The sequence below is a fragment of the Rhodoferax sp. GT1R46 genome (assembly GCF_056521285.1).
Genome location: NZ_JBWMBC010000003.1, coordinates 1 through 14,736, shown reverse-complemented (window position 1 = coordinate 14,736; position 14,736 = coordinate 1). Strand labels below are relative to the sequence as shown.

General features: G+C 49.8%; 13 protein-coding genes and 2 pseudogenes. 14 read left to right on the top strand and 1 reads right to left on the bottom strand.

What is annotated here, in order from left to right:
- The first annotated feature begins 4 nt into the window (after positions 1-4).
- Both AC097W_RS08600 and AC097W_RS08595 read left to right on the top strand, forming a co-directional pair.
- Complete coding sequence (locus AC097W_RS08600) at positions 5-187, top strand: hypothetical protein (RefSeq protein ID WP_479602094.1); 183 nt, start codon at positions 5-7, stop codon at positions 185-187.
- A gap of 152 nt (positions 188-339) precedes the next feature.
- Positions 340-831: pseudogene (locus tag AC097W_RS08595) on the top strand (DUF1819 family protein); the annotation flags it as partial.
- A gap of 129 nt (positions 832-960) precedes the next feature.
- Here AC097W_RS08595 and brxC read toward each other — a convergent pair.
- Positions 961-2,586, bottom strand: a pseudogene (gene brxC / locus AC097W_RS08590) (BREX system P-loop protein BrxC); the annotation flags it as partial.
- Positions 2,587-2,712: 126 nt separating this feature from the next.
- Between brxC and AC097W_RS08585 the strand changes: the two are divergent.
- The 12 genes from AC097W_RS08585 to AC097W_RS08530 all read left to right on the top strand — a co-directional run bounded on the left by AC097W_RS08585 (position 2,713) and on the right by AC097W_RS08530 (position 14,228).
- A complete protein-coding gene (locus AC097W_RS08585; RefSeq protein ID WP_479602093.1) occupies positions 2,713-3,153 on the top strand; it encodes a hypothetical protein in 441 nt (146 codons plus the stop codon).
- A gap of 195 nt (positions 3,154-3,348) precedes the next feature.
- The gene (locus AC097W_RS08580; RefSeq protein WP_479602092.1) at positions 3,349-3,582 is read left to right on the top strand and encodes a hypothetical protein; all 234 of its coding nucleotides are present in this window, start codon (positions 3,349-3,351) and stop codon (positions 3,580-3,582) included.
- Positions 3,579-4,010, top strand: coding sequence for a type II toxin-antitoxin system VapC family toxin (locus tag AC097W_RS08575; protein ID WP_479602091.1), 432 nt, complete (start codon positions 3,579-3,581; stop codon positions 4,008-4,010). Before AC097W_RS08580 ends, AC097W_RS08575 begins: the two co-directional genes overlap by 4 nt.
- Before the next feature lie 93 nt (positions 4,011-4,103).
- Positions 4,104-4,316 carry a hypothetical protein gene (locus AC097W_RS08570; RefSeq protein WP_479602090.1) on the top strand — a complete coding sequence of 71 codons (213 nt, stop codon included), beginning with the start codon at positions 4,104-4,106 and terminating at the stop codon, positions 4,314-4,316.
- The gene (locus AC097W_RS08565; protein ID WP_479602089.1) at positions 4,285-4,953 is read left to right on the top strand and encodes a hypothetical protein; all 669 of its coding nucleotides are present in this window, start codon (positions 4,285-4,287) and stop codon (positions 4,951-4,953) included. Before AC097W_RS08570 ends, AC097W_RS08565 begins: the two co-directional genes overlap by 32 nt.
- On the top strand, positions 4,946-6,799 hold the full coding sequence (locus AC097W_RS08560) for a 3'-5' exonuclease (protein ID WP_479602088.1): 1,854 nt from the start codon (positions 4,946-4,948) through the stop codon (positions 6,797-6,799). Before AC097W_RS08565 ends, AC097W_RS08560 begins: the two co-directional genes overlap by 8 nt.
- On the top strand, positions 6,796-9,411 hold the full coding sequence (gene pglZ, locus AC097W_RS08555) for a BREX-1 system phosphatase PglZ type A (protein WP_479602087.1): 2,616 nt from the start codon (positions 6,796-6,798) through the stop codon (positions 9,409-9,411). Before AC097W_RS08560 ends, pglZ begins: the two co-directional genes overlap by 4 nt.
- A gap of 9 nt (positions 9,412-9,420) precedes the next feature.
- Positions 9,421-10,680 carry a protease Lon-related BREX system protein BrxL gene (gene brxL, locus AC097W_RS08550; RefSeq protein ID WP_479602086.1) on the top strand — a complete coding sequence of 420 codons (1,260 nt, stop codon included), beginning with the start codon at positions 9,421-9,423 and terminating at the stop codon, positions 10,678-10,680.
- Positions 10,643-11,074: a S16 family serine protease gene (locus tag AC097W_RS08545; RefSeq protein ID WP_479602085.1), complete on the top strand. Its 432-nt coding sequence runs from the start codon at positions 10,643-10,645 to the stop codon at positions 11,072-11,074. The genes brxL and AC097W_RS08545 overlap by 38 nt, the downstream gene beginning before the upstream one ends.
- Positions 11,075-11,165: 91 nt before the next feature.
- On the top strand, positions 11,166-11,435 hold the full coding sequence (locus tag AC097W_RS08540) for a hypothetical protein (RefSeq protein WP_479602084.1): 270 nt from the start codon (positions 11,166-11,168) through the stop codon (positions 11,433-11,435).
- Between the two features lie 485 nt (positions 11,436-11,920).
- On the top strand, positions 11,921-13,327 hold the full coding sequence (locus tag AC097W_RS08535) for a hypothetical protein (protein ID WP_479602083.1): 1,407 nt from the start codon (positions 11,921-11,923) through the stop codon (positions 13,325-13,327).
- Positions 13,328-14,039: 712 nt separating this feature from the next.
- Positions 14,040-14,228 carry a hypothetical protein gene (locus AC097W_RS08530; RefSeq protein WP_479602082.1) on the top strand — a complete coding sequence of 63 codons (189 nt, stop codon included), beginning with the start codon at positions 14,040-14,042 and terminating at the stop codon, positions 14,226-14,228.
- Positions 14,229-14,736 lie beyond the last annotated feature (508 nt).

Here is a 14,736-nt window from a genome sequence, read left to right as displayed (position 1 = left end):
TGAAATGACCAAGAGCACCGCGGACTTCCGCATTGAGAACATCCAAAAGGCCAACTTGAATGGCCGTCAAATGAAGTTGTTCACTGCCTTTTTAAAGCGAGGAGATGCATTCATTCACCATGGGCGATTCAGCGCACCCGTCAAAACCGCTAACCGTGACTTGTGGAAAATCGCTGCTGAAGCCTAGAAAAAATGAACCAGCCACCGGATACGGATAACGTTAAATCCTTGGCTCTTTCGCCGCTGACGCTAACGCCAAAGCCTTCATATTTCACCCGTTAAACTCCCCTCATAACAGAGGGGAGTCATGACTCGCATTTCCATCATCGCTGCGCTCGGATGACGCAGTACAACGCAGAAATTTCAGCTGGATCACTGATGCCATCCGAGAGCAGGCGCATTGCCGCGTTGCTTTTGACGCATCCAGATGATGCCGCCTGGCTTCGGGCCATCGAAGTCGACAATATTCTGCAAAAAAAGACCCCAGCTACCGCACGCCGCCAGGCTAGATTGATCCAGCGTCGTCTAGCGACGCTTGATGACCAGGCTTGGAAAATGATCTCGGAGCGGGAGAGCGAAGTGGTCAATCAGCTCCTTTTGGCCGCTTCAGTAAAGCACAGCGAGCTTTTGGGCGACTTCATGCGCAATGTGTACGCTGATCGCCAGCGGCGCCTTGAGGTAGCACTGTCGCCGCTGGACTGGCAAGACTTTTTGACCCAGTGTTCTCATCAAGATGCCGCTGTGGCCGCCTGGTCTGAATCTACAAAAGCCAAGCTTTTTCAAGTTATTGTTCGCATTCTGGTTGAGGCCAAGTATTTGGAAAATGGCCGCTCCATGAAGTTGACCCCACAACACATTCACCCTGATGTTCGCCGCTACTTGCGTGCTCGGGACGATAAGCAAATAGCTTTTCAGGTCCGACTGCCAATCGGTCAAACGGGTGCGGAAGTCGGTGACCAGGCTGTCTTCTTCTTCCCGTCCAAGTTTTTGGAAAAGATCTTTATAAAGCTCACGCGCACGCTTGATGGCGGTGGCATCAGCGGTTTTCCGCTTGAGAATGGAAACCTGTTTGAACTTGGCGGACTTGGTCAATGGCTCCATAGCGGCAGCAGGGTCCAGCTCAGATCCATCCAGCATCAGTTTGACTTCGCCAGCCATGAACAGGCGCGCGATGAGCAGCACTGTTTCCCATTCGGGCTGCCATCCCCATGGAATGCCGGAAAAGCGGTTCAGCACATCGGACAACAGCACACGGTTTTGGCTTGCGGCCATATGCAAATAGTCGCGCATCTCCTTAACGGCCAATGCGTTGCCAGCATCGCCGTCAAGACCAAGGGCGTGCTGCCCCAGATCGTCGGCCATCAAAACGGCTTTAATTTCAGCAATCGGGTCGGCTTGGCGCACCTTCAAATAAGGCAGCTTGGCGTAGGTGTTGGTGATTAAATAATTGAGCAATTCATCGAGCACAGTCGATGGGTTTGCTGCCTTGATGGTGACCGGCTGGCCGAGCGCATAAAAGTCACCCGAAGTGATAAGGCCCGAGATCTGATGAACCAAACGCAATCTACGCTCACGGTTTTCTTCCTTGCGGTCACCCAAAATGCGCTTTAACGATGGAGTAGCTTGGTCAGCCTTGGGGCTGACGATGTACTTTTCAATTTGCTGGTAGAGCGTAATTTCGATGTCCAGGCGGTCGCCTTCATCCAAACGAATCAAAGCACGCCCCAGGCCTTCGCTGCTGCGCAAAATGCATTTGGCGGGCTGCAGGCGGTCGTATTCATCGCCTAAGGGCGTGATGACTTCAAAAATAAGTGTCTGGTTGGCTTGGCGCCAAGGCGCACCATCAATAAGGCGGTTGAATTCGTAATCTGCCTTGGTGTCACGGTGGCGAACTTTGGTTTGGCCGCTTAATATTTCATCGAAAACGATATCCGCCAGCAAGCGTGATTTTTCGGCTGCGGAGACTTCTACGTGACCGATTTCTCTTGCTACGTCCCGCTCTTCATTAGTGAGGAAGAACCAAAGGTCGCCATTGCGGCTGACCAGGCGCTGCTGCTCTAGGCGAGCAAGACTCTCTTGAATGCTTCGCTTGAGAGCCAACTTGTCAGCATCGATTTCTGGGCAGCACAAGGTAGCCAAGTTTTCGACGTTGGGTTTGACGATGTCCGCGATATGGCGGATGAGAAACATGGCTTTTAGCAGCAGCACATCAGCGGGCTGCAAACCAGGGTTCAGTGGCGCTTCATCAATGGATTTCTTGGCAATGCCGTCGATGAAAGATTCAATAGACGGATAGAAGTCGTACAGCGGCACCAGCACACTCGTACCTTGATCCGCATTGCGGACTGCGGCGGACTGGAATGCATCCAACAACGAGCGCTCACCACGAGACAGGTGTTTGCCAGTAGCGCCGACCTTGCGGATAGCCTCAAAAATCTTTTGAAGCAAAGTGAACTGGTAAGGCGCAAAGGGATACACCGCCACAAAGTCTGCAGCATCCTTGTAGCCAAGCAAGCTCACTGAATTGCCAACGAAGCTGAGCTGGTTATTAATAACATCGCCTTTGGCGGCGAACACATCACGCAAGGCAATATGGGCAGCTTCTGTTTTGGTCAACAGGCGTTCGCCAATGACCTCAACCGCATCGAGCCTTTGTTGGCCACTGTCGGCGCTATTAATGAGCAGTTGGCCCAAGAAAAGAGAGAAAAAGCCTTGCTGTCTATCGACGGCAAGATTGCCGAAGTCCAGGCCAAGCTCAACGCATCTGCCGCCTCATCAGACCTCAGCAACAAGGCTTTGCGAGTACTGCAAGACATCAAAACTCGCATCGCCAGTCAAACCAGCATTGCGCAGATCTTGTACCTGCAAGGTCAGGGTGGTGATGCTATGGACGATGCTGTGAGCATGATCGAATCTTCCACCGTAAAACCACCCCACCAGGTGGCCATGCCTGGAGACACCGCCAAGCCGTTGCAAACCGGTCATCCCAATGTGCCGGTGGTAGTGGCGAAAACGACCCGCGTAATTAGGGTGGCGGACTTTTCTACAAAGAATTATTTGGAAACTGAAGCTGACGTGGAAGCCTGTGTTGACAAGCTTAAAGCAGAGCTACTGGCGGCCATTCGCTCCGGACAACTTGCACGGCTGCAGTAAAGCCACGCGCTAATGCGCCACTTTCATTGCGATAAGTATCAACAAGTAATACATAACGCGTCAAAAATGGACAAAAGCTCCGTGAACTTGTGGCTTGCCGCAACGGATCAGGGCTTTATTCATTCGAGCCAATTTGACGGATCCAGATTTACGCATCACAATGTTGTTGAAAGTTTCAACAACCGAGGGTTCACTATGTCTACCGTCAATTTCAGCGTCCCCGAGGACATCAAGAATGCGTTCAACACCGTTTTTGAAGGCCAGAACAAAAGCGCCGTCATTGCAGATTTAATGCGCGATGCAGTGGAGCGCGAACAGCGCCGCAAGCAGCATTGCAGTGCCGTAGACCGCATTTTGGCCAATCGAATCAATGCCCCTCGATTTTCTGAGGCGGAGTTCAGGGTGGCCCGCGAAGAAGGCCGTCCATGATTTGTGTCGTAGATGCCAGCGTGGCCGTCAAATGGTTTGCTGAAGGCGACTGGGCATTGCGCGAAGACGATATTGATCCTGCATTAGAGATTCTGAAAGCCAGCACCCGCGGCACCTTGGACTTTTATCAGCCACCCCATTTTTTGGCGGAAGTGGCGGCAGTGGTGTCCCGCCTCAAGCCAGATCGGGCACAACAATATATTGATGATTTGGCACAGCTCAACATCACCTGGGCAGCTCCTACAGTGGCCTACGGCCGAGCTATTGAACTGGCTCGCCAACTTGACCACCACCTGTTCGACACGCTTTACCACGCAGTGGCACTTTCTATTCCTGGTGCGGTGCTGGTCACGGCGGACCGTCGTTACTTCGCCAAGGCCCAAAACCTCGGCCAAATTGCCTGGTTGGCCGACTTTAGTTGTGCGTAGTGGCCGCTCAAAATCAGCCACCATCCACTCCTAATTTGATAGCTGCTACCGCACAATTCACGCGGGATACAGCCCTATTTCCCATATAAAAACATGAACAAGTCAAATCTCAAGTCCTACGCCCCGCAAGCACGCAAAGACTTCATCGCTGCTGTCACAGCCCGTGCCAATCAATTAGGTTTGTCAAGCAAAGGCGACAAGCTGGAAGTAGCACCCAGCCAACCTCAGGGTGACGTTACCGTTATTGCCGGTCAGGCTTGGCCCATCAAGGTGGATGGACAACGCCAACGTCGGCTTCGAGTCTAGCCGCTACGTTACCCTCCCCGCAGATGCGGATGGCATCGTCCCCATCACCGACGAACTCTGGTTCGCCGACGATGCCTGCAGCCGCATCCGCGAATTCTTGCAGGCTGTCTGGGGGCCAGATACTTTGGAAGAAAACATGGCTTGGTTGGCAGAAAGCTTAGGTGCCAAGCCTACCGAAACTCCGGACGAAACTATCCGCCGCTACATTGCAGACAAGTTTTTCAAAGACCACCTGCAAACCTATAAGAAGCGTCCAATCTACTGGCTCTTCAGCAGCGGCAAACAAGGTGCCTTCCAGGCTCTGGTTTACCTGCACCGCTATTCCGAAGGCACATTGGCACGCCTACGCGCCGAATACGTCGTACCTCTCACCGGCAAAATCCACAGCCGCATCGAGATGCTGCAAAAAGATGCCAATGCCGCCAGCAGCACCGCTGTCCGCAACAAGCTGGCCAAGGAAGTGGAAAAGCTAAAGAAGAAGCACGTAGAGCTACTGGCCTACGACGAACAATTGCGCCACTACGCTGATATGCGTATCACATTGGATCTGGATGATGGGGTGAAGGTCAACTATGGCAAGTTCGGGGATTTGCTGGCGGATGTAAAGGCGGTTACGGGTGGAGCGGGGGATGAGTAGCAAGACTCCACCATCGGAATTCACCCTTGTCGACCTCGGCATGGCCTACCGTAAGGCCAAGGTGGATCTCTACTATTCGACCAACTCTCAGCCGAATGAGATTGCCAAATACGAGGACGACCTGGAAGCGAATTTGCAGTCCCTGCTGACGAAGTTAAATGGCGCCGATGAGGAATGGGTCAAAGCCAGCAGCTTTCTTGGTAATTGGACATTGGTACCCAAATCACTGAAGTCGCCGGAGTTGGGTAAGGATGTCAAGAACGGCGTGCTCTTCTCCTCGCCTGCTGACGAATGGAATCATCTTTGTAAATTAAGTGAAGATGGGAAACCAAAAGCTGAATTCCGGCTGATGGCGCAAGCGAGTTTGGACTTTCATGTGCTGTCCACATTGTGGGTGTTGAGGGTCGGCCATCAGATCCCGCTTCTGGAGACTCACACGGGGTTGATTCGCAGCGGTAGGGTTGGCTTTGAGGCCAGCTTGCAAAGGATCCTGGAGAAGCAGGGTATCAAATGCACATTGCTGTCGGAATCTGAAATTGTTCGGCGTGTCTTTGAAAATGATTTCGCAATTTCCCGTATGGCTGAGTTGTTCCTGCAATTCATTCAGCGGTCAAAGAAGCGAGCCTGGTCAGTCGATACAGTCGCAGCACAGTTGGCCGATTCTCCAGACATCGAGCCACGTGCGAGACTTTTCCATGAACTGGCGTTAAGGGCCTATCGTGAATACGAAGCCATGCTGACCGAAGAGCAAGCCATGGACTTTGACGATCTGCTCATGCAGGCCACACAAGAAGTTCGTGTTCGGGGAACAACTGCCAGTATCCACCTGGGTGAAGGCCGAATGATGCCGCTGGGGCAATTGCGGTGGGTGTTGCTTGACGAATATCAGGATTTTTCAGAGCTGTACTTTCAGATGCTCGACGCGGTCCTCAGGGCAAATCCGAGCATCCGTCTGATTGCCGTTGGCGATGACTGGCAAGCCATCAACGCCTTTGCCGGCGCCGATTTGCGATTCTTTAATAACTTCGGCAGTTTTTTCCCAAACTCGGATGCTGTGGGAGTTACAACCAACTACCGCAGCGATTCGTTGGTGGTGGCTGCTGGCAACCGGTTGATGGCGGGGCGGGGGCAGCCGGCCAAAAGCAGTAAGTCAAACCTTGGGCTGATCAAAACTCAAAACCTGGGTGATATTTGGTTGGAGTTCCGTGATGGTGATCAATACCAGGTGGAGCGAGATCAGGATCGACTTTTTCTTCCAAAGCGTGAAGACAACAGGGCACCATCGCCCTCGATGCTAAGACTTGCGCAGGCGTTGAAATATTGTGCTGAAAAGTTTCTGGAAGCCCCCAAAGAAAAGACCATGATTTTGGCCAGGGGCGGGTTTGTCTATGGGGTCGAGCTCAGTGCGTTCAAAGATCGGCTTATTGCTGCGCTGTGCAAGCTCAGCGCAGCAACAAAAGAGTCCTTAGAGGGGCAAATCTCCACAATGACTGCCCATGGCTCCAAAGGGCAAGAATCACACACGGTGATTATTTTGGATGCAACCCAAAGGCAATTCCCGAAAATTCACCCTGATAACTTGCTGTTTATGCCGTTTGGGGTTACGCCGCGTGCTGTTCTTGATGAAGAACGGCGGCTGTTTTATGTGGCGATGACGCGTGCTGAACATAGACTTCTTTTGCTTACCGATAAGGGTGCAGAGTCACCGTATCTGTCTGCACTTGGATCACGCTCAACGGTCGGGCAATTAGCAATACACCGAAGATCAAATGTGCCAGATGAACTTGGCATATTTGCAGCAAAAATCAGAAATCAAATTGACGCAACTGGCGATCCATTTTCATGAGTAATCAAAGAATTGCTGACAGTCTGGCATCCTTGTTCACCACCCATGCGGTTGTGTTCTGGCACGACGTAGAAGCTGAATTTGCAAATAGTCTCGACAGTCTGAACCTTGATGGCGTGAAGTTGATCCGCCTAGATGACGTACCCACATTGCGCGTAAAGCTGGATCTGGAGCGCATCGCCAATCAACGTTGGCTGGTGTACAGCAACAAGCCAGAGCCGGAGCCTGCAAAAGACTGGCTGCTGGATGTACGCATGCGCAGTAAATTATTCCGCGCTGATTCCACATCCATATTGTTGGAAGACTTGGGGTTGACCACGCAGGGTCTTCGCCAGCACTTGAAAGATCGCGTCAAGTTTTTGCGTGCCAAGGATCGTGTGGATCGCTTGAAACGATTGGTACTGCCTGGTGATACAGCGGTGGACCTTGATAGAAAGATGCTTGCGGTTCTGTCTAGAGCCGATCAGCCAGAGCTGTTTGCCATGTTGCAGCGGCTTTATGGGGCGATGGTGGCGGATGGCACTGCTGACTTGTCGGCGCAGCCGAAGGCTTGGCTGGAAATTGCTGCCAACGATCTGACACCCGCTTTCTGGTCGCTTGTGCAATTGCAGTTGGGGTATGCCGATGCCGAACCCAATTTGCGTGATTTATTGTTGCGAATTTTGGTAACCGACTTTTGCCGTGGCTTGATGGGTGATGCACCCAGGCAGTTGGCCCATTTTGTGTTGCCGGATCGAACTTTGGCTGCCAATGCGTCGGTATTCGTGGGGCGGTGGCGCTCTGATATTGCCCAGTTTGGCAATTACAACGCCTTGGCTCAGGCAGTTGCCAAAGAGCTGAATTTAGAGGGCTTGCTTTCCAGCCAGACCGCTGAGCAACTGGTCGAGTGCATGACTTTTGAGGACGTGGAATTGCGGGTGGTGCAAGACCTCAAGAAGAGGATTGTTACTGGTGCAGGTGCCAACATGGATGTGGTTCGCGCATTGATGGCACGCCGGCGCGAAGGGCATTGGGCCAACCCCTTGCTGGCCAGCGCCAGTGACCGCACACGCGCCTTGGCAGCGTGTTACGACGCATTGACTGCAGCTGCCGATTTCTTCAGTTTAAAGGCCACGCATGCAGCGGGCTTCAGCTTTGCAGATCCGTCCACTGCGTACGCCAAATATCGTGATGAATTATTCCGTTTCGATCAGCTATACCGCTACTTTCATACTGCCGCCGATGCCGTGGAGCCCACAGGGTGGGCGGTGTTGCATGAGTTGCGGGAAACCATTGAGGGCGTGTATTCCGGATGGTTTATTCCGCAACTCAGCACAGCTTGGTCCAAGGTAATGGAAGGCCCGCAGGGCTTGCTCAGCCATTGGAAACTGCCCGATGTCACTCCTCAGCAGGATTTTTACGCGCGCAAGGTGCTGCCGCTGTTTGATGGTGGTGTGAAGCGGGTTTACGTATTAATTTCTGACGCATTCCGGTTTGAAGTTGCCCAACAACTTGTTCAGCACACTAATAACAAGAGCCGGTTCAAGGCATCACTGGATGGCATGTTGGGCGTATTGCCAAGCTATACAGCGCTAGGCATGGCCGCACTGTTGCCGCACCAAACCTTGGGCTATAAAGAAAATGCCAACTTGGATGTGTTGGCCGATGGTCATTCCGTGGCTTCCTTGGAGCAGCGCAACGACCACCTGAGGACCTTCGGCGGCATTGCGATCAAAGCAGAGGACCTGATGGCTTTAGGTAAAGAAAAGGGCCGAGAACTGGTGCGTGACCAACGCCTTGTTTACATCTACCACGACCGTATCGACATGACTGGCGATAAGCAGGTGTCGGAGACCAAAACCTTTGAGGCGGCTGCGCAAACCGTGACAGAGCTATCGCAAGTGCTGGGTTTTATTATTAATGGACTGAATGGCTCCACCGTGCTGGTCACCGCCGACCATGGCTTTATGTACCAGGAATCCGCGCTGGATGATTCTGATAAATCGACCCTGGACGACAAACCCGCTGGCACAGTCAAAGCGAAAAAGCGGTACTTGATTGGTCGTGACTTGGGTGCTTCTTCAAAAGCATGGTCTGGCAATACCGCTATCACTGCTGGAACTACAGCTGAAGGCAGCCTGGACTTTTGGGTGCCCAAAGGTGCCAGCCGCTTTCATTTTGCTGGCGGCGCGCGTTTTGTTCATGGCAGTGCCATGCCGCAGGAGGTGGTGGTGCCAGTGATTACCGTTCGCGAAAGTGAATCCGAAACCGCTAAAACAAAATTCGTGAGCGTGAGTCTGTTGGGTGCCGTCAACAAGGTGGTGACCAACACCCAAAGGTTTGAATTTATCCAGACCGATGCTGTATCCGAAAAAGTGTTGCCAAGATCAGTTGTAGTTTCACTGCGCGACAGCCAGGATGGAGACAAGCCTATCAGCGATGTGCAGTCCATTACGTTTGACAGCACCTCGCAACTGCTGGATGAGCGCAAACGCTCCGTTTTGTTGACCGTGTTGGCGGGCTCGCATGACCCCCACAAGCGTTATGACCTAGTAATGCGTGATGCCGTCAGCAAAGTGGAAGTGATGCGCCTACCCATCAAGGTGGATCTGGCGTTTGGGAACGATTTCTGAGATCAATAAATGACCACAACAACTTCAACCCCAGAGCCACAGGCCGACATCGTGAGCGACACCAGCCTTGACGATTTGCTGAACACGCATTTCGCCGGCAAAGTGGTCCGCAAAGACCTTACTAAGCTCATTAAAGAGGGGGCCAACGTGCCCGTTTATGTGCTGGAGTACCTGCTAGGCATGTACTGCGCAAGTAATGACGAAGCGGTAATTAAGAACGGTCTGGTCAACGTCAAACGCATCCTCACGGAGAACTATGTGCGCCCCGACGAAGCCGAGAAGGTCAAGTCGAATGTGCGCGAAAGTGGTACGTATAAAGTAATCGACAAGGTCACCGTCAAGCTGAATGAAAAGCGCGATGTGTATGAAGCATTGCTCTCGAACCTGGGTGTAAAAAATGCTGAGATCTCTGACACCTATGTGCGCCAGTTTGAGAAGCTGCTGGTGGGTGGAATCTGGTGCATCGTTACCCTGAAATACCACTTTGAAGAAGACCAAAAAGGCTCGCCTTTTTCAGTCACTGAGCTCAAGCCAATCCAGATGCCCAACATGGATATGCCGCAGTTGTTTGAGGCGCGCAAGTCATTCACGGACGAGCAGTGGATCGATGCCCTGATTCGTTCCACTGGAATGGAGCCGAGCCACTTTAAAGAGCGAGCCAAATGGCATTTGCTGGCCCGGATGATTCCGCTAGTTGAAAACAATTACAACTTCTGCGAACTAGGGCCACGCGGTACTGGCAAGAGCCACATCTACAAGGAAATAAGCCCCAACAGCATCTTGGTTTCCGGTGGGCAAACAACCGTTGCGAATCTGTTCTACAACATGAGTGCGCGCAAGGTGGGTTTGGTTGGCCTTTGGGATGTGGTGGCCTTTGACGAAGTGGCCGGTATCAATTTCAAAGACCACGATGGCGTTCAGATCATGAAAGATTACATGGCATCAGGCTCGTTCAGCCGTGGCCGTGAATCCATCAATGCGAGTGCTGCCATGGTGTTTGTTGGCAACTTGCCCCAAGGGCAGTCCGTGGAATCATTGGTGAAGACCAGTCATCTGTTCTCGCCATTCCCCGAGGCAATGATTGACTCTGCGTTTTTCGACCGCTTCCATGCCTATGTGCCAGGTTGGGAAATCCCGAAAATGCGGCCTGAATTCTTCACCAACCAATACGGCTTGATCGTTGACTACCTGGCTGAATACCTGCGCGAAATGCGCAAGCAGAGCTTTGCCGATGCCATCGATAAATGGTTCAAGTTGGGTAGCCTTTGATTACTTCAAAGCTAATTCATCTCGCATCAGCGCATCCATAAAGCCCGGTGAGCGCGATTTTCACACCCACCTGGTTGATCTTCAAAACTGCGGTATGCCGCAGACGTTTACTCTGGCAAGCTTCATTGCTCTATGTTCCGCTGCCTTGGGTAAGCCTGTGCAGTCCCAGCTGGCCGTCATGGGCAACATGAGCCTTGGCGGCACCGTTGTGCAGGTGCGCAACCTTGCTGAAAGCATGCAGGTTGCGTTTGATGCTGGTGCAAAGCGGATCTTGCTGCCTATGTCGAGCGTTACCGACATTCCGTCCGTGCCCGGTGAGCTGTTTGCAAAATTCCAGACCAGTTTTTATTCGGATCCTGTGGATGCGGTGTTCAAGGCGCTTGGGGTCGAATGACGCTATGCTCTTTGAAAGTTAAGAAAATTAATTTAAATTTCAAAAATATGGCATTATTCGTGTTGTTTTTTAATTTCAATCCTAAGGAAATATGAAAATAGAAAAGCCAGAAACTCTGGAAACGTTGCTCGAAGATCAAGCAAAAATCGCCGAAAAAATTAAAGCTGCAAAGAAAGCTGGGCGAGCAGCTGCGCTTGCCGATGTACTTAAGACCATCAAAGAATACGAGTTGACACTAGCAGAGCTTAAAAGTGTCATTGTGCTGCGCAAGCCACGTGCGCCAAATGGGGAAGGTGTAAAGAAAGTACCAAAACCAGGGGCAAAACCTGGACGTCCACCTAAGTTGAAAACTGCAGAATAGCTTAGTCGTATAGAAGCGACGGAGTTGCGTATACGATAGACTGACTCCGTCGTGTTGTAGTAAATTATCTATTTCGTGCCCGTTTTTTTTACGCAACATTTCTGCACAAAACTTCCGGAATCAATCGTACATTACGTACATGCATTGCGAAATACTCACTGTTACTATCAGCAACCAAAGTCGCTGTCGATTTTGTTGATTTCTATCTGTTGAAATTAGTTCAACGAGGACGTTAAACAGCTGAAGTAACAGTATTTTTATCTAAATCTTTACGCTAAACGCAATACTGTTTCATTGCGTGATCGCGTTCCGTTTTTGTCATCCGGATTGTCCGGATTTTTCATTGAAATTACTTCAGTGAGTAGCTGCGAATTATGTATTCGCAAGGTTGGCACAACCGGAAAACTTATGCTCTCCAAAAACTATTTTTGTGCTTCAGTTGAAGTGCAACTTCCTCGCGCTATAAGTGCAGGAGTTGCATAAAAATGAATGATTTTGAATTGAGTAGGAAGTCACAATTACCAGCTTGGATGCAAGTTAATTACGCCAGCGATTTTTCGAAAAAATGGACTTTCATAACTGAGGCATTTTTGAAAACTGTCGAGTTACTTTTACTGACAAAACCGCCTGAAATTGCCTTCGTAGGCTTCGATGAGTTTCAAGGACATTTACAAATCGAATTCAGTGCCCGCCCGTATCTGACGAGGCGACATGCGCTAGTAATCGAGCGCGCAATAGCCGACTTCAAGAAAATGGCCTGGTCGATATATTCAGATGATGAAAAACTATTTGGTACAGAAGACATGTTTGAAATGCAAAGTTTCAAAGCTCATAAATCGAAGCCAAACAATGCCCAATCACAGGACACGAAAAGTGATTGCCAAGAGGTATCGGTAAATGGTCGAAATGAGAAGCAGGTCATTATTTTTGGCAACCTAGTATTCGAAGCAGAAGCGGAGGCTGTGACCGTATCTCGTGATTCCGATGTACGTACGCGCTACAAAAAAATCATGATGAGTTTGTTTGAGTCAGGCCCGACTCGGCCTTTTCGACTTCCTGTATCGGACTGGCAAGCGGAACTGGATGTACTCGCCGTAAAATTTCCCAATTTCGAACGCGTAATTTCCACGGTAATTCGGCCTCATCTAGCGTTGGTTACACATGGTGGATTAGGCGCTCATCGGATGCAACCAATTTTCCTGCTGGGATCGTCCGGTTGTGGAAAAAATGCGTTCGCTAGGTCATTGCAAAAGATATTTAACGTGACGAAGCCCCTGCATATCGTCATAGCGGCGGAGACAAACGGTATGAGCCTTGGCGGGTCCTCTACGTTCTTTAGTAACTCAAGTCCTGGGCTGCTGTTTGAGCGACTTGCATACCCAGTGAATGGGTATGGGCCAATTGCTAACCCCCTCGTTGTCATTGACGAAGTTGAAAAGGCAAGGGCAAAAGATTACGACCCACTTGCAAGCCTCTATTCTCTGCTTGAGGAAGACACTGCAACAGTGTTTGAAGATCAGGCCCTACCGGGCATCAGCATCAATGCGTCCTTTGTACGATTCATCTTGTTGGGTAATGAAGCCTCGATACCAGAACCAATAATGTCTCGTGTGCTAACTTTTGAAATTGAACCACTAACGCCATGTCAATTGAGGAAAGTATCGCGAAGTATTTTCGAAGAAGAAATTGATAAGTTGGGCATTGCTTTTGATAAAAGTTTGCCGGAAAACATTCTTGACCAAGCTCAAAGTTTGAGTTTGCGTCAGTGCAAAATTCGTTTTCAATCGGCTATCGGAATTGCAGTTGCTAACCGGAAAAGTGAAATCGACATGAATTCGTGGTCTTGCAGCAACAACTCAATAATCAACAATCGAAAAATTGGGTTCGTTTGATTGATGAGAGGGTAAAAATTTGATCTTCTAGGTTGGTCTTATATTTTCGTCTAGTCTGTTAGCTATAACAATAATATAGTTCGCCGATTCGGCTCTAGGCTGTTGAATTTATTGAATTTAACAGGATTTTTTCTTCAGCGAAAAACTTTCACTTGTATGCTTAGCACTAACGACAATATATGAATTTAAAGTTCCATTAAAATCCACATAATTGCATGCATATTTTCAGGACTTTGTGTTGCATTTTTTCATGAATTCAATTAGAATTGTTTCGTAGGAAAATTTGAACCGGTCTGGATCCAGTAAATTTTATTTTTTCTATTGGATCTCAGCATAAAAATAGCATAGTGCTGAGATGATCGCTGAAGAGCGATCATGCAACTTGTCATTTACCGATGTGGGTGAGGTTGGAAAAATGACTTGTTGCTTACTTGGCACTTAAGGGAGACCCCCGGCCTACATTCTTTGATTGCCGCAAGCTTTCATGAAAAGAACTGGCTGCTATTTACTCACCTCGAAATTTTTGACGCTGGTAGGTGAGTGAACATCCGCGCTCCAAGGGGTGCGGTATCGCTCCGATTGGGCTCACCTACGTTTTTCAGTGCCTTCGGACACTGTACCCGCCGTTCTGCAGCAGTGCTCCTGGCAGGCATCAAGGCGGCGACTGCTAAACGCTATTCGTGAAAATATGAATTTTTTGTGGAGATAAATCATGAGTCAAGATGACGACGTAATGGAAAAACTGCATAAAGACCCTGAATACTTGCGTCTTTTAACTTTAAGCAAAGAAGAGTTGGATTTATATATGAAAAAAGCTATAGATGCAATTCATGAGCAAAGAGCAATGGAAGAATCTAAAAAAAGCAAGAAAGCAGCCTTGAAGGCATTAAAAGAAATATAGCAAGAAATGAAAAGTAAAAAGTAGTAGATGTTTGTATTATATAGAAACTTTCATTCTGATTGAAATTGTGTAGCATGGCATATTTGATATTATTTGCCAGTGTTAGAAGCATTTATAAGGGCTATATTGCGAATACCGTTACGCCCCAAGGGGCGGGGAATTCACCCCCAGTGATTGAAATTAAGTTAGCTGTTTAGCGACATTTTTTCAGGGTTCCTTCTGGCTTTAAATCGAGAGACGACAAGGATCTGATGAAGGAAATTGAAAAATTGGAGCCTCCAATTCGAACTTGCCAGGAAGGATGGACACCTTCTTTGAAAAGGTAGCCCCATCCCAAAAGACCCCAATGCCCCGTAAACATTCGCAATGAAATGGCAATTGGAGCGTCCAATGTAAGCGCGCGGCAAACCCATCTTGTTGGAGGCGGCAATAGTTGGGAGCATGGTGTCCACTTCAATAAGGTGGACACGTGCACACTTCAGTCATTCAATTACCCGGTGCTGGCCGG